At 70.4% G+C, this 18,048-nt stretch carries 17 protein-coding genes; 9 read left to right on the forward strand and 8 right to left on the reverse strand.

Annotated elements, in window-relative coordinates; translation table 11 throughout:
• The 6 genes from ACFVXE_RS17485 to ACFVXE_RS17510 are packed head-to-tail and all read left to right on the forward strand — an operon-like array spanning position 1 to position 6,068.
• Positions 1 to 993 (forward strand): ABC transporter ATP-binding protein, encoded by a 993-nt coding sequence (locus ACFVXE_RS17485; protein ID WP_389672011.1) that lies wholly within the window; start codon positions 1 to 3, stop codon positions 991 to 993.
• Complete coding sequence (locus ACFVXE_RS17490; protein WP_389672012.1) at positions 990 to 1,973, forward strand: ABC transporter ATP-binding protein; 984 nt, start codon at positions 990 to 992, stop codon at positions 1,971 to 1,973. The genes ACFVXE_RS17485 and ACFVXE_RS17490 overlap by 4 nt, the downstream gene beginning before the upstream one ends.
• The gene (locus tag ACFVXE_RS17495) at positions 1,963 to 2,841 is read left to right on the forward strand and encodes a hypothetical protein (protein WP_389672013.1); all 879 of its coding nucleotides are present in this window, start codon (positions 1,963 to 1,965) and stop codon (positions 2,839 to 2,841) included. The genes ACFVXE_RS17490 and ACFVXE_RS17495 overlap by 11 nt, the downstream gene beginning before the upstream one ends.
• A 14-nt stretch (positions 2,842 to 2,855) precedes the next feature.
• Positions 2,856 to 3,986: an o-succinylbenzoate synthase gene (menC, locus tag ACFVXE_RS17500; RefSeq protein WP_389672014.1), complete on the forward strand. Its 1,131-nt coding sequence runs from the start codon at positions 2,856 to 2,858 to the stop codon at positions 3,984 to 3,986.
• 4 nt (positions 3,987 to 3,990) lie between these two features.
• Positions 3,991 to 5,133 (forward strand): M20/M25/M40 family metallo-hydrolase, encoded by a 1,143-nt coding sequence (locus tag ACFVXE_RS17505; RefSeq protein ID WP_389672015.1) that lies wholly within the window; start codon positions 3,991 to 3,993, stop codon positions 5,131 to 5,133.
• The gene (locus tag ACFVXE_RS17510) at positions 5,130 to 6,068 is read left to right on the forward strand and encodes an LD-carboxypeptidase (RefSeq protein ID WP_389672016.1); all 939 of its coding nucleotides are present in this window, start codon (positions 5,130 to 5,132) and stop codon (positions 6,066 to 6,068) included. Before ACFVXE_RS17505 ends, ACFVXE_RS17510 begins: the two co-directional genes overlap by 4 nt.
• A gap of 127 nt (positions 6,069 to 6,195) precedes the next feature.
• Here ACFVXE_RS17510 and ACFVXE_RS17515 read toward each other — a convergent pair whose 3' ends face one another.
• The 3 genes from ACFVXE_RS17515 to ACFVXE_RS17525 all read right to left on the reverse strand — a co-directional run bounded on the left by ACFVXE_RS17515 (position 6,196) and on the right by ACFVXE_RS17525 (position 11,043).
• Positions 6,196 to 8,007, reverse strand: a complete 1,812-nt coding sequence (locus tag ACFVXE_RS17515; RefSeq protein WP_389672041.1) for an ABC transporter substrate-binding protein — start codon at positions 8,005 to 8,007, stop codon at positions 6,196 to 6,198.
• 170 nt (positions 8,008 to 8,177) lie between these two features.
• Positions 8,178 to 9,245 carry a peptidoglycan-binding protein gene (locus ACFVXE_RS17520; RefSeq protein WP_389672017.1) on the reverse strand — a complete coding sequence of 356 codons (1,068 nt, stop codon included), beginning with the start codon at positions 9,243 to 9,245 and terminating at the stop codon, positions 8,178 to 8,180.
• Positions 9,246 to 9,276: 31 nt separating this feature from the next.
• On the reverse strand, positions 9,277 to 11,043 hold the full coding sequence (locus ACFVXE_RS17525; protein WP_389672018.1) for a glycoside hydrolase domain-containing protein: 1,767 nt from the start codon (positions 11,041 to 11,043) through the stop codon (positions 9,277 to 9,279).
• 648 nt (positions 11,044 to 11,691) lie between these two features.
• On the opposite strand from ACFVXE_RS17525, the gene ACFVXE_RS17530 reads away from it, so the two are divergent.
• Both ACFVXE_RS17530 and ACFVXE_RS17535 read left to right on the forward strand, forming a co-directional pair.
• Positions 11,692 to 12,108 (forward strand): acyl-CoA thioesterase, encoded by a 417-nt coding sequence (locus tag ACFVXE_RS17530; protein ID WP_389672019.1) that lies wholly within the window; start codon positions 11,692 to 11,694, stop codon positions 12,106 to 12,108.
• Between the two features lie 137 nt (positions 12,109 to 12,245).
• Positions 12,246 to 12,617 (forward strand): ArsR/SmtB family transcription factor, encoded by a 372-nt coding sequence (locus ACFVXE_RS17535; protein WP_389672020.1) that lies wholly within the window; start codon positions 12,246 to 12,248, stop codon positions 12,615 to 12,617.
• A 31-nt stretch (positions 12,618 to 12,648) separates the two neighbouring features.
• Here the strand turns inward: ACFVXE_RS17535 and ACFVXE_RS17540 are convergent, their stop codons facing one another.
• Together ACFVXE_RS17540 and ACFVXE_RS17545 are read right to left on the reverse strand one after the other, a co-directional pair.
• Positions 12,649 to 14,031, reverse strand: coding sequence for an FAD-dependent oxidoreductase (locus ACFVXE_RS17540; protein WP_389672021.1), 1,383 nt, complete (start codon positions 14,029 to 14,031; stop codon positions 12,649 to 12,651).
• Positions 14,032 to 14,151: 120 nt separating this feature from the next.
• A complete protein-coding gene (locus ACFVXE_RS17545) occupies positions 14,152 to 14,838 on the reverse strand; it encodes a DUF305 domain-containing protein (protein WP_389672042.1) in 687 nt (228 codons plus the stop codon).
• A 158-nt stretch (positions 14,839 to 14,996) separates the two neighbouring features.
• Between ACFVXE_RS17545 and ACFVXE_RS17550 the strand changes: the two genes are divergently transcribed.
• Entirely contained in the window at positions 14,997 to 16,487 is a 1,491-nt protein-coding gene (locus tag ACFVXE_RS17550) for an LVIVD repeat-containing protein (protein WP_389672022.1), read from the forward strand.
• Positions 16,488 to 16,618: 131 nt separating this feature from the next.
• Here ACFVXE_RS17550 and ACFVXE_RS17555 read toward each other — a convergent pair whose 3' ends face one another.
• The 3 genes from ACFVXE_RS17555 to ACFVXE_RS17565 all read right to left on the reverse strand — a co-directional run bounded on the left by ACFVXE_RS17555 (position 16,619) and on the right by ACFVXE_RS17565 (position 18,034).
• The gene (locus ACFVXE_RS17555; protein WP_389672023.1) at positions 16,619 to 16,843 is read right to left on the reverse strand and encodes a hypothetical protein; all 225 of its coding nucleotides are present in this window, start codon (positions 16,841 to 16,843) and stop codon (positions 16,619 to 16,621) included.
• A 240-nt stretch (positions 16,844 to 17,083) separates the two neighbouring features.
• Positions 17,084 to 17,263 carry a hypothetical protein gene (locus tag ACFVXE_RS17560; protein ID WP_389672024.1) on the reverse strand — a complete coding sequence of 60 codons (180 nt, stop codon included), beginning with the start codon at positions 17,261 to 17,263 and terminating at the stop codon, positions 17,084 to 17,086.
• A gap of 78 nt (positions 17,264 to 17,341) precedes the next feature.
• On the reverse strand, positions 17,342 to 18,034 hold the full coding sequence (locus ACFVXE_RS17565) for an HAD family hydrolase (protein ID WP_389672025.1): 693 nt from the start codon (positions 18,032 to 18,034) through the stop codon (positions 17,342 to 17,344).
• Positions 18,035 to 18,048 lie beyond the last annotated feature (14 nt).

The following is an 18,048-nucleotide window of genomic DNA, read 5'->3' on the forward strand; positions in this document are numbered from 1 at the left end:
ATGACCCTGCTCGACGTACGCGACCTCTCCGTCACCTACCGCGACGGCCAGCGCGACATCCCCGCCGTACGGGGCGTGAGCTTCACCCTCGACCGGGGCGAGACCCTCGGTGTGGCCGGCGAATCCGGCTCCGGCAAGACCACCATGGTGCTCAGCCTGCTGCGGCTGCTGCCCAAGAACGCGAAGGTCACCGGCCAGGTCCTGCTCGACGGTGAGGATCTGCTCACCGCCAAGTGGTCCACGCTCCGCGCGGTGCGCTGGAACGGCGCCTCCGTGGTCTTCCAGGGCGCCATGAGCGCCCTCAACCCGGTACGCCCCATCGGCGAGCAGATCTGTGAGCCGATCCTGCTGCACGAGAAGGTGTCCCAGCGCACCGCTCGTCAGCGCGCCGCGGAGCTGCTCGACAGCGTCGGCATATCCCGGCAGCGCATGGGCAGTTACCCGCACGAGTTCTCGGGTGGCCAGCGGCAGCGCATCATGATCGCCATGGCGCTCGCCTGCCGTCCCGACCTGATCATCGCCGACGAGCCCACCACGGCCCTCGACGTGATGGTCCAGGCACAGATCATGGAGCTGTTCACCGATCTGGTGAGGGACTTCGGCGTCGGCGTGATCATGATCAGCCACGACCTCTCGGTGCTCTCCGAGATGTGCGGCCGTCTCGCCGTGATGTACGCCGGCGAGATCGTCGAGACGGGCCCCTCCCAGCAGGTCATCGAAGCGCCCGAACACCCCTACACCGGCGCCCTGTCCAGGGCGTTCCCCACCATCGGCGACCCGGCCTCCAGGTTCGCGCCCTCCGGACTGCCGGGCGACCCGCCGGACGTCTCGGCGCTCGGCGCCGGCTGCGCCTTCGCCCCGCGCTGCGTGCACGCCGTCGACGACTGCCGCACCCGGACCATCGAGCTCTGGCCCGCAGGCGACCGGCGAACCGCCGCGTGCCTGCGCGTCCTGGACGCGCACACCCCCGCAACCGAAGGGAGCCGGTCGTGAGTACCGCTCCGACCCTGGAGGTCCGTGACCTCCACATCACCTACCCGGCGCGGGCAGGCCGTGGCCCCGCCCGCGCCGTGGACGGCGCCAACCTGACCGTCGGCCAGGGCGAGATCGTCGCCCTGATCGGCGAGTCCGGCTGCGGCAAGTCCACGCTGGCCCGCGCGCTCGTCGGTCTCATCAAGCCCACCAGCGGCGAGATCCGCTACCAGGGCAAGCCGCTCACGTACTCGGCGAAGGCCCTCAAGGCGTACCGCCGCCACGCCCAGCTGGTCCTCCAGGACCCGGGCGGTGCCCTCAACCCCCGGCAGAACGTGTACGACGCGGTCGCGGAAGGACCCCGGCTGCACGGCATCACCGACGAGCTCAACTCGCGGGTGCACACCGCTCTCCACCGCTCCGGACTGCGTCCGCCGGAGCGGTTCCTCCACCGCTTCCCGCACGGGATGTCCGGCGGCCAGCAGCAGCGTGTGGTCATCGCGGGTGCGCTTGCCCTCGACCCGTCGGTGATCGTCGCCGACGAGCCGGTCGCGTCCCTCGACGCCTCGGTCCGCGGCGAGATCCTCAAGCTGATCCTGGAACTGCGCGACAGCTTCGGCCTGTCCGCCCTGGTGGTCAGCCACGACCTGGGCCTGGCCTGGAACATCGCCGACCGGGTCGCCGTGATGTACCTCGGCCGGATCGTCGAGGTCGGCACGGTCGAGGAGGTACTGCTGCGCCCCCAGCACCCGTACACCAAGGCACTGCTCTCGGTGCTGCCCGAGACGGGCCGCGATCAGCCGCGGACCGTCCTGACCGGTGAGCCGCCGGACCCGACCCGTATCCCGGGCGGCTGCCGCTTCCACCCGCGCTGCCCGCGCCTGGCCGCACTCGGCGCCGACGAGCGTGCCGCCGCGGGCTGCGAGACGCGAGAGCTGCCCGTGCTGACCGCCGACCGCACGACCGCCCAGGCGGCCTGCCACCTCGCCGATGCCCGCTGAGACCCGCCCGGGCACGCCTGCCGGTACGGACGGCAGCGGTTGGGCCGACGCACCCGCACGGCCCCCGGGAGCCGGCGACGCCGCCGGGGGCTCCGCCGCCGGTCCGCTCTGCGTACGCGATGTCGAAGGGCCCGCCGCCATGGCGGCCTGCGTCGGCCTGTACACCGAGGTGATGGGGCTGCGGCCGAGCGACGGCGGCCTCAACCCCCGCCTGCTGGCGGCGCTCCAGGCCAACGGCGGCATCCTCGTCGCGGCGTACGAGGGAGCCGACCGGACGCGGCCCATCGGATTCGCGTACAGCTTCCTGGCCCGCGAGACGGACGGCGAGCTGTTCCAGTACTCGCAGCTCGCCGTCGTCGCAGGCAGCCGCCAGGGCCAGGGAGTGGGCCGCCTCCTGAAACACGCCCAACGCGACCGGACCCTGGCCGCGGGACTCACCCGCATCCGCTGGGCGTACGACCCGGTCAAGACCCGCAACGCGCATTTCAACCTGGACGTTCTCGGCGGACGCGTCACCGTGCTCAAACCGTCCATGTACGGCGACGAGGGCTTCGGCGACGACACGGGCGAACCCACCGACCGGTTCCTGGTCGACTGGGACCTGACGCGCACCGCCACCGCCACCCCCGAGCCCCCTGTCCGTGCCTGGAGCCCCGGCGAGTCCTGTGCCGACGGCGACGACCTGATGATCGCCGTGCCCGCCCGCTGGGACCTGTATCGCGCAGCGACCGGGATGCGGGCCGCCGCCGCGCTGCGCGGCTCGCTCCGGGAAGCCTTCGCCGAGGCCCTGACCACCCACGTCGGGGTCTCCTGTCGCCGCGTCACCGACGACCTCGCCGTCTACCGGTTCTCGCCGCGCCCCGAATAGGAGCACACCACCACATGCCGATCACCATCGCCGAGATCGAGCTCTCGCTGGTACGCCTGGACTTGATCCACGAGTTCGAGACCAGCTCACACCGCAAGTCCCACCTGGACCACATCGTGGTCAGGGCCACCGCGTCCGACGGCACCGTCGGCTGGGGCGAGTGCGCCTCGCCCAGCGACCCGTACTACTGCAGCGAGTCCACCGAGAGCTGCTGGTACGTCATGTCCGAACACCTCGCCCCCATGGTGCTGGGCCGCCCCTGGGAGCACCCCGACGACGCGGCAGCCCTCACCAGCAGGCTGTCCGGAAACCACTTCGCCCGCGCCGGCATCGACATGGCCTGCTGGGATCTCTACGGGCAGGCCCGCGGGGAGACGCTCGGCACCGTCCTCGGCGGTACCACGGACCGGATCAGCGCGGGCGTCAGCCTCGGCATCGAACCGACCGTGGACGCGCTGCTCGCCCAGGTCGCCCGCCATGTCGACGACGGCTACCGCCGGGTCAAGCTCAAGTGCCGCCCGGGCTGGGACGTCGAACCGGTAAGGGCGGTGCGCGCGGCCTTCCCCGACATCGCCCTCCAGGTCGACGCGAACACCGGCTACCGGGCCGACTCCGCCGAGCACCTGGCGACGCTGGCCGCCCTCGACGACCAGGGTCTGCTGATGATCGAACAGCCCTTCGCCGAGGACGATCTGCTGGGTCACGCCGACCTCGCCGCCCGCCTCGACACGCCTGTCTGCCTCGACGAGTCCATCACTTCGCCCGCCGTGCTGGCCACCGCCCTGCGGCTGGGCGCCGCCGACATCGTGAACATCAAGGTGTCCCGGCTCGGCGGCATCGGACCGTCCGTCGCGGTGCACGACCTGTGTCACGAGGCCGGCATCCCGGTCTGGTGCGGCGGCATGCACGAGTTCGGCATCGGACGCGCCGCGAACCTCGCCGTCGCCTCGCTGCCCGGCTTCACCCTGCCCTCGGACGTCTCCGGATCCGACAAGTACTACCGCCAGGACATCGTCACCCCGCCGATCCGCGCCACCGACGGCCTGGTCCCGGTACCCGACGCCCGCCCCGGCCTCGGCGTCCATGTCGACGAGTCACTGGTCCGGGCCAACCGGCTGCGGCACACCGTACTGAAGGAAGGCTGAACGCGTGCGATTCGATGCCGAGCATCTGCGGGGGAGGGCGCTCACCCGCCTGGAGACCCTGGTCATGGCCGAGAGCCCGTCCGGGGAACCCGAACTGCTCCAGATCGTCAACGCCGATCTGGAGCAGGCATACCGAGCCCTCGGTGCCCGCATCAGCCGGGACGCCGGACCGCACGGTGACCATCTGATCTGCGAGTGGCCCGGCGACGGCGCGCCGTCCGACGGGCACATCCTCCTCATCGGCCACAGCGACACCGTCCTGCCCGTCGGAACCACCGCCGAGCGGCCCTTCCGGCTGCACGACGACAAGGACACGGTCACCGGCCCCGGTGTGTACGACATGAAGGGCTCCCTGGTCGCCATCGAGCTGGCCTTCGCCCTGCTGCGCGAACACGGTCTCGCGCCGCGCCGCCCGGTGCGCCTGGTCGTCGTCAACGACGAGGAGATCGGCTCCCCGGACGGCCGCCGCGTCATCGCCGCTCAGGCCGAGGGGGCAGTCGCCGCCCTCGGATTCGAACCGCCCCTTCCCGGCGGTGCGTTGAAGACCGGACGGCGTGGCGTGGCCCGCGTCCGCATCGACGTCCGGGGCGTGGAGGCGCACGCCGGACTGGACGCCTCGCTCGGAACCTCCGCGATCGACGAGCTCATCGACCAGATCGCCGCCGTGCGCGGTGCCGTCCCGGCCCCGCCCGCGGCCGAGTTCAACATCGGCACCATCAGCGGCGGTACCCGCGCCAACGTCGTCGCGGGTGCCGCCCGGGCCGAACTCGGCCTGCGCTTCGCCACCCCGGTCGCCGAGGCCGCCGTACTCGGCGCCCTCGACGCGCTCGCCCCCGTCCGCGCGGGTGCGGAGGTCACCGTCACCCGGCTCTCGTACCGCCCCGCATGGGAACGCGACCCGGCCAACCCGTTGGCCGCGCACCTTGCGTCGCTCGCCGCCGAGCTGGGCCTGGACCTGGCCACCGGCACATCCGGTGGCGCCGGGGACACCAATCTCACCGGTGCGCTCGGGATCCCCACCGTCGACGGCCTCGGCCCGGACGGTGCGGGCGCCCACTCCATGTCCGAACGTGCCTCGATCAACTCACTGCTGGCCCGCGCCGCCCTGCTCGCCGCCTACCTCACCACACCCGAGGAGTCCGCATGACCACCGACCAGATCGCCGCACTGACCCGCCCGCCGGCCCTCGGCCCCGGCGACCGGGTGGCCGTCACCGCCGCCTCCGGCCCCCCGCGCGCCGCGGAACTGGAGAAGGCCGTTGCGGCCCTGGAGACGCTCGGCCTGATCGTCGACGTGCTGCCCTCGGCCCGCGCCGCCGGCATCCCGCTCGACTATCTCGCCGGCGACGACGCCCTCCGTGCCGCCGACCTCACCACCGCCCTCACCGACCCGCGCTACCGCGCCGTCTTCATGGCGCGCGGCGGCTACGGCGCCCAACGCACCCTGGAGGGCGTCGACTTCGCCGCCATGGGTACCCCCGCCCCGCGTACCCTCATCGGCTACTCGGACGTCACCGCGCTCATCGAGGCGGTCGCCACACACCTCGGCTGGGTCTCGCTGTTCGGACCCATGCCGGTCTCGGACGACTTCGCCCCCGGCGCGTACGCCTTCGATTCCATGACCCGGATGCTGTTCACTCCGGCAGAGGTCACCGGTCTGACGTTCCCTGCGGCCCGCACCCTGGTCCCCGGCGCAGCCGAAGGCATCACCCTCGGCGGCACCGCGAGCCTGCTCTGCTCCTCGCTGTCCACGCCCACCTCGCGTCCGGCCCGCGGCGGCATCCTCTTCCTGGAGGACGTCGACGAGGAGCCGTACCGGCTGGACCGCATCCTCACCCAGCTGCGCCGCTCCGGTTACCTCGACGGCGTCGCGGGCATCCTCTGCGGCACCTTCACCGGCTGCGGCGACCCGGCCGAGATCGACGCCCTGCTCGTCGACCGGCTCGGCGACCTCGGCGCCCCGGTCCTGGCCGGCGCCGACATCGGCCACGGTGTTCCGATGCAGACCTTCCCGGTCGGTGTCCGGGCCCGTCTCGACGCCGACGCGGGCACGCTCACCTTCGACGGACCGGTGCTCGCCTGACCGATCGGCCGGTCCGGGGGCCGCGTCCTGCCGACGCGGTGGCCGAGAACACCCGGGACGAGAAACGCCGGCGCGGCGGGGAGAAGTTCCCCGCCGCGCCGGCGCGTGTGCCGGCCGGATGCCAGGACTACTCGCGCTCACCCGCGGTGGACCTGCGACGCCGGATCAGCAGACCGGCGAGGACGACGACCAGCGCCGCTCCACCGCCGACGGCCACCCAGGTCCCGGTCGACGTGGAGGAGCCGGCCGCTGCGTCCTTGGTGGGCGGAGCGGCCTTGGCGTAGTTCCAGAAGGCCAGCTGGGTGGGCATCACACCTGTCGAGTCCGCCTTGCCGGAGACGAGCCCCTTCACGGTGTCGGTCCGGGACGCGTAGAGACCGTTGTCGTAGTACAGGATCATGTCCTGGTTGTGCCGGTAGAGGATGTCCTGCATCTCGCCGACGATGCGCGTACGTTCGGCCGGGTCGAACGCCTTGATCTGCTCCTGGAAGAGCTTGTCGTACTCCTTGTCGCAGTGGAAGGCGTCGGTGGAGCCGCTGGTGCCGTCGCTCTGCGGCCGGGTGTCGCACGTCTGAATGCCGAGCATGTAACTCGGGTCGGGGCCGGTGCCCCAGCTGTCCATCAGCATGTCCCAGTCGCCCTTGGCGAGGTTGTCGTTCAGCTTGGTCATCGCGAACGGCTGGATCGTGATCTCGATGCCGATGTCCTTGAGCCAGCCCTTGACGTAGGAGGAAATCTGCGCGTCGCCGGTGCTGTCGGAGTGGATACCCAGGCGCAGATTCAGCTTCTTGCCGGACTTCGGCGCCGTGCGTATGCCGTCCTTGCCCTTCTTGTAACCCGCCTGGTCGAGCAGCGCGTTGGCCTTGGCCAGGTCGAAGTCGACCGTGTCCGCAGGCTTCGGCGTCCACGCCCACTGGCTCCAGGCGGGCGGCAGGTAACCCACGCCCGGCGCGCCCAGATTGTTGAGGACCTTCTTGACGAGGGTCTTCTTGTCCGTCGCGTAGGCGATGGCGGTGCGCACGGCCTGGTCGGCGAGCACGGGGTTCGCCGTGCCGATCGGCTTCTCGTCACGGGTCCTGGCCCCGGCGTTGATCTCGATGGCGGACCAGTGGTGGCCGGGCGTCTGGAACGCCTTGACGTTCTTCTCGTCCTGCAGGGCATTGAACTGGGTGGAGTTCATCGAGGTGACGTAGTCGATCTGGCCGCTGCGCAGGGCGGCCACCGCGGCATCGGTCGTCTTGTACTGCTGCTCGAGCAAGTGGTCGAACTTGGGGGCGCCGAGGAAGAAGTCCTTGTTCGCGTCGAGCTTGGCGTACTGCTCGGTCTTGTACGTGGTCAGCTTCCAGGGGCCGTAACCCACCACCGGGAAGCTGTTGTTCTTGAAGCTCTTGAGATCGCCGGTGTGCTTCTCCCAGATGTGCTTGGGCACGATCGGGATGCTGCTGGGGGTGGAGACGTACAGCATGTTCGACTGCGGTTCCTTGGTGGTGATCACCAGGGTGTTCGCATCGGTCGCCTCGACCTTGGCGAAGTTCCGGACCAGCGAGCCGTTGGCGGTGGCCGCGGTCTCGTTCGTCATGATCAGGTTCAGCGTCCAGGCCGCGTCCTCGGCCGTGATCGGCTGGCCGTCGGACCACTTCAGACCCTGGTGCAGCTTGAAGGTCCAGCTCAGCTTGTCGGCGGAGGTGGTCCAGGAGTCCGCGAGGTACGGAGCCGCGCTGCCGTCCGGCTTGAGGGAGTTCAGCGAGGGATACACCTGGCCGAAGATGTCCAGGGCACCGTCGAAGTAGGCGAGGAACGGGTTGAGTGTGTCCACTCCGGAGGTGTTCATGGTCACGCGGAGCGTGGTGCCGCCGGACGCGGCCGCCGGAGTGGGCAGCGCGACGAGTGGCAGTGCCAGCGCGGCGAGTGCCGCGGCGGTCCTGCGAAGAATGCGCACGTTCAACGGGGACAACTCCCTTGTATATGGGTGGTGGAGGTCGAGAAGGAGGAGCGCCTGAGGGCACCGTAGTCAGTAAAATTCGCCACACTCGGCTTCGACGTCAAAAATTTACAAAGACCGGGTGGTCGGCCCCGCGGACGGAGCCGGCCACCGTCACCGAGACGTGGTCAGCTGCTGAGGTGGTAGTAGCCGAGCAGGTCCGTGTGCGAGGCGACCGTGTCCTGCCGGACATAGGTGCCGGTGTGCGAGGCGTTGATCATCATCCCGTTGCCGATGTAGACCCCCACGTGGTGCACCGTCGACGCCGAGCCGCCGAAGTACACCAGGTCACCGGGGATCGCGGTGGCTGCGGTGACCTGCGTGAGGCGCGGGTTGACGACCTGGTCACGGGTGGTCTGACCGATGTCGCCGGCCCCCGCCCGCCAGTACAGCCAGCGGGTGAAGCCCGAGCAGTCCAGGCCCACTTCCTTGTCCGCCGGGCACGGTGTGATCGATCCGCTGTAGTCGTCGCAGATGCCGATCGACGGGCCGAAGTCCGTCTCGTGGCCGCCGCCCCAGACGTACTGGATGTTCTGACCGGTGGCCTGCTGCGCGAAGTTCACGACCGCCGCGTAGCGCCCGGAGCCGAGGTCCGTGGGCTGCTGCGGCGCAGGGTCGCCGTAGAGCTTCGCCTTGGTCGCCGGGTTCACCTCACCGGTGGCCGACAGGCCCACCGACGACTGGTACGTGCGCACCGCGGCGGTGGTGGTGGAACCGAGGACGTGGTCCACCGTCAGCCCTGCGCCATGGGCGTTGAGCTTGTTCTGCAGCTCGGTGACGCAGCCGTCGCTCTCGTTCTGCTCCAGGTCGACCGGGCAGCTCAGGGAGCGCAGGTCGATCGCCACCGCAGGGTCCTCGTAGTACAGCGCGGCCTTGGTGGCCGGACCGACCAGACCGTCCGAGGTGAGGCCGTGGGACGTCTGGTAGGCCTGCACCGCGGCGGTGGTTGCCGGGCCGAAGTCGCCGTCCACGGTCAGTCCGGCCCCGCCGGAGTTCAGCAGTGTCTGAAGCTCCGTCACGCACCCGCTGGCCTGGCCCTGCTTGATGGTGCTGGGGCAGTCGGAGGACAGCAGGTTGGTCCGCGCGGGTACCGTCGCCGCCATCGAGGGGGCGGCGGCGCTCAGCGCGAGCAGTCCGGCCGCGACCGCGACCGCCAGACCGCGGCCGGCCCGCAGCCGCATTCCGTACGCAGGCATGATTCTCCTTCGATTCGCCATCAGTCGCGGGTCACTTGCCGGCTTGCAGGGCGGTCCAGGTCAGGCTGCCGACGATGCCGTCGGCGGTGAGCCCCTGGGAGGTCTGGTACGCCTTCACGGCGGTGGTGGTGGCCGGGCCGAAGTCGCCGTCGATGCTGAGCGTCTGGCCGCGGGCCGCGATCAGCGCCCGCTGGAGACGCATGACATCCACCCCGGAGGCGCCGGACTGGAGGGTCGGCTTGGTTCCGGCGGAGAGCAGTGCGGTCCAGGTGTGGGAGTCCACGGTGCCGGTGACCGGCAGCGCCTTGGCGCTCTGGTACGACCGGACCGCGGTGGTGGTGCTCGCACCGAACACGCCGTCCACCGCACCGCTGTAGTGGCCCTGGCGCAGCAGCAGGCACTGGGCCGCGCTGACGGCGCCGCCGGAGGCACCGGCCGTGATCGAGCCGTACAGCGAGAAGTCCAGGCTCGCGGAGCAGGTGGAGTTGCCGAACGGCCCCGTGCCCACGTCCAGGTAGTCCCGGTCGATGTTCATGGTCACGCCGCCCCAGGTCTCGTCGGTGTCCCCGGTGAGCTGGTGGATGCGCTGGTGGCCGGCCCAGTAGTCGTTCGGCACATACGGTGTGGCGTCGGTGTCGGCCGCGCTGTTCCAGCGGGCGAACCAGATGTGGTCGGGCATCGTGTAGGTGCCCGCGGTGTACTCACCGGCCAGGTCGACCATGCCCGAACCGGCGGAGGAGTAGACCCCCGACAGGTAGCCGTTGGCGTGCAGTTCGTCGGTCCAGGCGCTCAGGAAGGTCATCACCGCGTCACTGCACGTGGCGCTGGTCTGGTCGTACGCCTCCATGTCGTTGTAGAGCACGCTGCCCTGGGGAAGTCCGAGCGCCTGGGCGGCGGCGATGGACTCCTGGGCCTCGGAGTGACCCTGGCTCGCGGCGGTGGACAGCGTGTACGACACCTTGTGGCTGAAGGAGTTGCACGGCGCCTGGAGGCCGACGTGGATCGGGATGATGTGCCAGCCGGCCTGGGTCTGGGTCTGGATCCACGGCGCGGTCAGGTTCGGCTGGTCGCACGCGGCGCTGATGCCGCTGATGTACACCCCGACGGCCCGGAACGGCGAGGCGGACCAGGCGGACATCTGGGCGTTGGACGGTGCGGCGCACGGGTCGAAACCGAGACCCGTGTAGGTGCCGGGCTGCGGAGCCACGGCGGACGCGGACGCGGACGCGGCCGCCTCGGTCGCGGCGGTGCCTGACAGGGTCACGGCCTTCGCGCCGGTGTCCAGGGCGGCGCTGTCCAGGATCGTCTGGGCGGCGGAGTCGTCCGTGCCGACCGAGGCGGTGACCAGCACTCCGGCCGCGGGTACCGCCTGGCGTATCCGCCCTGACGACGCGTCGGCGGTGCGCGGAACCGCGGCTCTGGCGGTGCCCTTCGGCGCGATCCGGGTGGAGCCGTCCATCGACTTCCGGCCCGTCGCGTCCAGCGGCTCGATCACCAGAGCTTCGGTGCGCCCGACCAGACCGGCCGGACAGGTGGCCTGTCCGGCCGGTGTGGCGTGGCCGAGGTAGACCGCGTGATGGTCGAAGCGGACACAGGTGTCGGGGGCGGCGGCCAGGTCGATGACAGGCCAACTGCTGGGCACGCGTACGTGATAGCCCCGGTAGGAGACGTCCTTGGCGCCGTCGGCTGCTCCGGCCGGCGCCGCGGCTCCGGCCAGCGCGGTGGCGGTCAGTGCGGCCAGCGCGGTGAGCATGGTGGTGGCGCGCAGACGGACTCTCGGCGGTCTGGGCAGTGTCATGGCACTCCAGGTCGGCATCTGGGATGGACAGGACTGTGCACCTTTCACCCGGACCACGGGTCGGCGCGCACTGTCGTGCGACGCCGCCGCGGCTGGGCAGCCGAAAGGTAGCGCGTCATTGAGTTGCGTCGCACTACCTCTTGCCGAAAATTTCTTACCAACGAGTTCCGGCCACCGGGAAGTTCTGAGCGCGAGGGCGACCGTGATCCGGTCGTCGGGCGGGACCGGCGATGAAAGCTCGTTCGCGGCAGTGAATTGTTCGCCCGCCGGTTTCCGGCGCGGCTCGATCGGTCCCACGGGGAGGACGATGAGTGGTGTTGTTCATGAAACTGCCCCTGGACAACAACGGGACCGACCGGTAAGGGCGTTCGTGGTCCCCGTAGCTGATCCGGGTGGCCGGGTCCGGGGCGATGCACGATGGCGAAGCTGTGACGACCGGCCGGGCAGAACACCGGAGCGCCTCCGCCGAGCACCTCGACGGCCAGGCCGCCGGGGCGCGACGCTCAGGATCCGCGGTGGCGCCTTTTGCGGAGATCGGCACGCGCGGATCCCGGGGCGGGGTGCAGGACCGGCCCGCCGACGCCGGGCGCTGCGCGGCGGGGGGGCCACGGGGGGGATGAAGGGATTGGCGGCGATGTTGCGATGTCCATGACCTTCTTTGTTGACGTGACGGTGCGCGGCTATGAGCTCGATACGCAGGGACATCTGAACCAGGCCGTCTACCTGCAGTACGCCGAGCACGCACGGTGGGAGCTGCTGCGTGCCGCCGGTCTGCCGCAGGAGAAGCTGCTGGCCAGCGGCGTGGGCCCGGTCGCGCTCGAGACCACGGTGAAGTTCCGGCGGGAGCTGCGTGGTGGCGAGCGGGTACGGGTGACCTGTCAGTTCGTATACGGCGCCGGCAAGACCTTCGAGGTCGTCCAGCGGATCCTCAAGGAGGACGGCAAGGTCGCGGCGGAGGTCACGGGCGTGGCGGGCATGCTCGATCTGACGGCTCGCAGGCTCATCGCCGATCCGGCCGGCCATCTCGCTTCGCTCGCCGAGAATCCGGACCTGCTCAGCGGGTGACCGGGGGCCTGGCCGGCGTGCGGGGGCCTCCCGTGTCCCGCCGTGCTCCGGGCGGTGCCCAGCCAGGACCGACCGGTCCGAATACGATGAACCTCGTACGATGGGGTGCCCCGACGAAGCGATGAAGTGGAGCCGACGTGACAGCCCCCAGCGCCACCGCCGCCACGGTCACCGGCTCCCGGGTGCTCGCCCACCCGGCCCGCGAGGAGATCCGGATCGAGGGGGTCCTCCACGCGCTCTCCGACCCGATGCGGCTGAGGGTGGTCCGCGAGCTGGCTGCCGCCGACGGCGAACTCACCTGTTCCCGCATCGAACTGCCGGTGTCCAAGTCCACCTCCACGCACCACTTCCGGGTGCTGCGCGAGAGCGGAGTGGTCCGGCAGAGCTATCGGGGGACCGCCAAGATGAACGGGCTCCGCCGAGACGATCTGGACACGCTCTTCCCCGGGCTGCTCGACGCCGTTCTCGACGCGGCGAACCGGCAGGCGGACCGGTTCGGAGGGGCCTGACGCCCCGGCCGCCCACGGCGGCGCTTCGGCTTCAGCCCCGTTCGGCGTGGGCGGCATCCAGCAGCCCTGCCCAGTCCGGGATCTTCACCGGCCCGCGGCCGAGCGACCGCCCGAGATCTGCTTCCGCCCGCTCGATCGACAGCCAGCCGTCCCATTCGACCGGCCGGATACCGCACGCCCGCAGCGCGGCCACCGGATCGGGCGCCGATGTCCGCTCCATGAGCAGCGGGGCGTCGTCCAGCAGCGACCCGACTGTCTCCTTCGCGCACGACCGGTTCGAGCCGATCACCCCGGTCGGCCCCCGCTTGATCCACCCCGCGACGTACTCCCCGGGCGAGGGCGCCCCGTCACGCAGCACCCGGCCCGCCAGATGCGGCACCGTGCCGAGCGCCGGATCGAACGGCAGACCGGGCAGCGGCAGCCCGCGGTAGCCGACGGCCCGCAGGACGAGCTGGGCGTCGATCTCCTCGTACGCACCCGTGTCCCGTACGCCGCCGCTGCCGTCCGGTGCGGTACGGGCGAAGCGCACCCCAGCCACCCGGCCGTCCCGTTCCAGCAGCTCGACCGGGCGCAGGAAGAACCGCAGGTGGATGGCGCGCTCCTGGTCGGACCCGGTGTCGTGGGCGCCCGCCTCGGCCCAGCCGCGCAGCACCTCGATGTTGCGTCGCGCCGCCGCTGACAGGGGCGCCGCCGATCCCGCCGGTGCCGCGCCGGTGGCGTACGCCGGATCGAGGGCGAGTTCGGCACCGTCCACGACGACCCGGGCCCCGGGCAGCCCGCCGAGCTCGCGCAGTTCCTTGGTGGTGAACCTGGCCTGGGACGGCCCGCGCCTGCCGGCCATGTGCACCTCCCGCACCCGGCTGCCGGCCAGCGCGCCGAGCGCCGGGTGGGGCACGTCGGTGGGCCTCAGCTCCTCGGCGCTCCGCGCGAGGATCCGTGCCACGTCGACCGCCACATTGCCGACCCCGATCACCACGACCGAACGGGCCCGCAGGGCGAAACCTCCGGCCACGGCGTCGGGGTGCGCGCTGTACCAGGAGACGAACTCGGTGGCCGAGTGGCTGCCGGGCAGCTCCTCACCCGGAACGGCGAGGCTGCGGTCCGTAGCAGCTCCGACGCAGTACACCACCGCGTGGTAGAGCTCGCCGAGCCGCTCGGGCGGGATCCCGTCCCCGCCCACCTCGACATTGCCGAGGAAGGTGATCCGCTCGTGCTGCAGAACGGTACGCAGACTGTTCTGCAGCGACTTGATCTTCTCGTGGTCGGGGGCCACCCCGTAGCGTACGAGTCCGTACGGACAGGGGAGCCGGTCCAGCACGTCCACCCGGATGCCGGGCACCCGGTCCTGCTCGACCAGAGCCTGGGCGGTGTAGACCCCGCTGGGACCGGAGCCGACGACGGCGACACGGAGCACGGCGCACCCCTTCCCGGAGGATGCCTCCAGCATCGCACCGGCGGGGCGGGGCGGGGGAGAGGCGCGTCCTCGCCGCCTCCGGAACTCCCCGAACGGCTGTCACGGGCCCCGCATCCTTCATCAGGAGGACAACGAACGCATCCGGTCGATCTCGGCCGTCTGCTGGGCGACGACATCGTCGGCCATCTCCTCGACCTGCACGTTGTTCCCCTCCGAAAGGGCCTCCGTCGCCATCGTGATAGCTCCCCGGTGGTGGGTGATCATCAGCTTCAGGAAGAGTTCGTCGAAGGCGGTGCCGTGCGCCGCCCGCAAGTGCTTCAGCTGCGACGGTGTCGCCATCCCGGGCATGCCGGAGTGGTCATGACCGGTCTCCCGCTTCTCGCCGTCGTGGTGCTCGAGCCATCCCTCCATGGCGCCGATCTCCGGACCCTGCGCCGCGGCGATGCGTTCGGCGAGGCGTTTGACCCGGCTGGAGGCGGAACGGGACGGCACCAGAGCAGTCAACTCCACTGCCTGGGTGTGGTGCTGGATCATGCGTTGTACGTAGCGGAAGTCGGCAGAGTTGGGGGTGTCGTCCCCGGCGGCCTCTGCGGCCTCCGCTGCGGAAAGTGTCTGTGCGGGCTCGCCGGGCTTCCCTGGCGCGAGCACCGAACGGCCTCCGTCCGCATGCTTGTTCGCCTGAGGGGCGTCACTGTCCACATCGCATGCGACGAGCGTGAGCACGGCCGCCGAAAGGGCCGCGACGAGGATCGATACGCGCAGGCGCGCAGTCCGACGGCGGATCAACAAAGCTGCCTCCATTGCCACATGAGGTGGTTGCGGGCGGTTTCTGCTCGCATCCGAACAGTGCCCGGCAGAAACTTTCATTACGTCTCTGTTGCCATCTGTTGGGATACCCATGGGAAGGAAGATACTGCCGGGGTCCGTCAACTCTTCAACCACGTACGGATACTTGGGAGGAATCAGTGACCTCGTTGCACACCGTCCCGGCAGGTCTCGGACGCCTGGGTGTGGCGGCCGCCGCCGCCGGACTCCTTGCCACGGTGCTGGCGGCCGGACCCGCGGCCGCGACGCCCGATCCCGGTGACTTACCCGCCGTCCGTTCCGGCGTCTCCGCCGGCCGGCAGGCCGCTGCCGCGGCCGCCATCGAGGCCGGCGAGGTGCCGGGCGTGGACGAGATCGTCCACAGCGACAACATCACCCATCTCACCAACGTCCCTAAGGACGCGCTGCAGGGTCTCAACACGGACCTGGCGTTCCAGGGCAGGTACGCCTTTGCCGGAAACTACGACGGCTTCCGGATCTACGACATCAGCAACCCGAAGGTCCCGAGGACCGTCGCCCAGGTCCTCTGCCCGGGATCGCAGAACGACATCTCGGTCTCCGGGAACCTGCTGTTCCTGTCCACCGACTCGTCGCGCAGCGACAACTCGTGCACCAGCACCACTCAGCCCGCCACGGAGAAGTCCTCCTGGGAGGGCATGAAGATCTTCGACATCAGCGACAAGCGCAACCCGAAGTACGTCGCCGCCGTCGAGACCGCGTGCGGTTCGCACACCCACACGCTGGTTCCCCGGCGCAGCAGTGTGTACGTGTACGTCTCCTCGTACTCACCGAGCGACACCTTCCCCGACTGCAGGCCGCCGCACGACGGCATTTCCGTCATCAAGGTGCCGCGCAAGGCGCCCGAGGAGGCCGCGGTCGTGAACTTCCCGGTGCTCTTCCCGGACGGCGGCAACCCGGGCGCGCCCACCAACCCGGGTGTCTCGAAGACGACCGGATGCCACGACATCACCGTGCTGCCGTCGAAGAACCTGGCCGCCGGTGCCTGCATGGGCGACGGCCTGCTGTTCTCCATCGAGGACCCGGAGAACCCCCGGATCATCGACCGGGTGCAGGACAACGTGAACTTCGCGTTCTGGCACTCGGCGACGTTCAACCAGAAGGCGGACAAGGTCGTCTTCACCGATGAGCTCGGCGGCGGCGGCGCCGCCACCTGCAACGAGGAGATCGGGCCCAAGCGGGGTGCCGACGGCATCTACGACATCGTCGGCAGGGGCGACCACCGCAAGCTGGTCTTCCGCAGCTACTTCAAGATCGACCGCCCGCAGGCCGCCACCGAGGTCTGTGTCGCCCACAACGGTTCGATCATCCCGGTCAAGGGCCGTGACCTGATGGTTCAGGCCTGGTACCAAGGCGGGGTCTCGGTATGGGACTTCACCGACTCCTCGGCGCCGAAGGAGATCGCGTACTTCGAGCGCGGCCCCGTCAACCTCGATGCCGTCACCACAGCCGGCCCCTGGTCGGCGTACTACTACAACGGCTACATCTACTCCAACGACATCGCCAAGGGCTTCGACGTCCTGCGGCTCGACGACCGGCGGACCGACCCGGCGAAGCGGGTACGGATACCGGAGCTCAACGTGCAGACCCAGCCGGACTACTTCGACCACTGATCCGGCCGCACCACGGCGTGTTCCTCCGGGCGGATCCTCGCCGGGCGGAACACGCCCACGCGGCCGCGCCGCGAACACCCCCGGGCCGCCGGACACGTCCGCGAGCGCGGCCACGCCGGGGCATCCGTTCCCTACGCGGCTTCGTACCGGTGGGCCCGGCCGCCACGCCACTCGACCCATTCGGGGATGTCGAGGAGCCGCTCGGGGTCGTCGAGCCCCGCACCCTCCAGGAAGACGATCACATCGTGATCGGAGTGGGCGAGACCCAGGATCCGGGCCCGCCCGTCACGCTGGACGGTGACACGTCGCCCGCCGGAGGGCGACGGCCGGAAAATCACGATCGGGGCAGAAGTCATGACTCCAGGGTGCTGGGCATCGTGCCACGGCGCACAGTGAATGACCGACCCGGCCGACGGGATCCCGGGGCGCATGGCCGAGGATCTTCTCCACGTCCGGGCGGTCCGACGCTCGTCGGAGGTGGCATCACCGCCGGTCACCGTGGACGGCGAGGGTGAATCCGGGTCACGGTCCGGCCGCGTGACCGGCTGATTCAGGGGCTCAGGCCCAGGGGAGTCCTTCCGGACCCGGCCGGACTGTCAGGCGGCGGACCTCGCGCTGCCGCCCGTCACCGCTGCCCACTCCACCAGCAGGCGCTGGTACTGGTCCTCGTCGTCCGGGGACAGGCACCCGCCCGAATGCTGCCACAGGTCGCGAATCTCTTCATTCACCACTGCGGCGGAGCGCACGGAATCAGATGAGTATGGAGGACGGGACATGCCTCCAGGCTAAGGCCACGGTGTGACAATCAGACCCATTGGGCGTCAGGGACATCTCTCACATGTTCGCCCTCCCGATCATGGAACCAGTCCGAGGGCCCGCAGCGCGTCCGGCCTCTCCTCCACCGGCAGATGTTCCACGAAGCGCACGTCGCAGCCCAGCGCCGCCGCTCCACCGTCCGCGTGCCGGTCGTCTCCGACCATCACCACATCCGTCGGATCCTGCTGGATGAGTGTGCAGGCGGTGTGAAAAAGCTGTGGATCCGGCTTCTGCACGCCGTGCTCGTACGACAGGACATAGGCATCGACCCGGGCGTCCAGTCCATGGGCCCGGAAGACCGGTCGCAGGTCCCAGCCGATGTTGCTGACCACGCAGACCCGGATCCCGCTCGCGCGCAGCGACCCCAGAACCTCCTCCGCATCGGGATACGGCCGCCACGCCGCCGGTGATCGGTGCCGGTCGTACAGCGCGTCGTACAGCCCTGGATCCGGCAGGGCCACCTGACGGGCCAGACCGACGTACGCCTCCCGGTGCCGTTCCGCGCTCTCGTCGCGTGTGGCCCACACCTCGGCGAGCCGGTCGGGGACGTGCTGCGGAGCCGGGCCGCCCGGCAGCGCCCCTGCGGCCGTCAGACCCTCCGCGTATCGCTCGAAGGCGGCGGCGTCCACGCGCATCTCCTGCTCGGCGAGGACCGCGGCGAGCCAGGACCGCACCGATTCGACGCGGAACAGGGTCCCGGAGAAGTCGAAGAGCACACCTTTGATCATCATGGCCCGATCCTTGC

The sequence above is a fragment of the Streptomyces sp. NPDC058231 genome, assembly GCF_042882275.1.
Lineage (GTDB): Bacteria > Actinomycetota > Actinomycetes > Streptomycetales > Streptomycetaceae > Streptomyces.

Excerpts from the sequence above, each read along its gene's own strand:
- menC (WP_389672014.1), top strand. The coding sequence starts at position 2,856 with ATGCCGATCACCATCGCCGAGATCGAGCTCTCGCTGGTACGCCTGGAC.
- ACFVXE_RS17485 (WP_389672011.1), top strand. The coding sequence starts at position 1 with ATGACCCTGCTCGACGTACGCGACCTCTCCGTCACCTACCGCGACGGC.
- ACFVXE_RS17530 (WP_389672019.1), top strand. The coding sequence starts at position 11,692 with ATGACCTTCTTTGTTGACGTGACGGTGCGCGGCTATGAGCTCGATACG.
- ACFVXE_RS17560 (WP_389672024.1), bottom strand. The coding sequence starts at position 17,263 with ATGTCCCGTCCTCCATACTCATCTGATTCCGTGCGCTCCGCCGCAGTG.
- ACFVXE_RS17495 (WP_389672013.1), top strand. The coding sequence starts at position 1,963 with ATGCCCGCTGAGACCCGCCCGGGCACGCCTGCCGGTACGGACGGCAGC.
- ACFVXE_RS17520 (WP_389672017.1), bottom strand. The coding sequence starts at position 9,245 with ATGCCTGCGTACGGAATGCGGCTGCGGGCCGGCCGCGGTCTGGCGGTC.
- ACFVXE_RS17525 (WP_389672018.1), bottom strand. The coding sequence starts at position 11,043 with ATGACACTGCCCAGACCGCCGAGAGTCCGTCTGCGCGCCACCACCATG.
- ACFVXE_RS17565 (WP_389672025.1), bottom strand. The coding sequence starts at position 18,034 with ATGATGATCAAAGGTGTGCTCTTCGACTTCTCCGGGACCCTGTTCCGC.
- ACFVXE_RS17510 (WP_389672016.1), top strand. The coding sequence starts at position 5,130 with ATGACCACCGACCAGATCGCCGCACTGACCCGCCCGCCGGCCCTCGGC.
- ACFVXE_RS17555 (WP_389672023.1), bottom strand. The coding sequence starts at position 16,843 with ATGACTTCTGCCCCGATCGTGATTTTCCGGCCGTCGCCCTCCGGCGGG.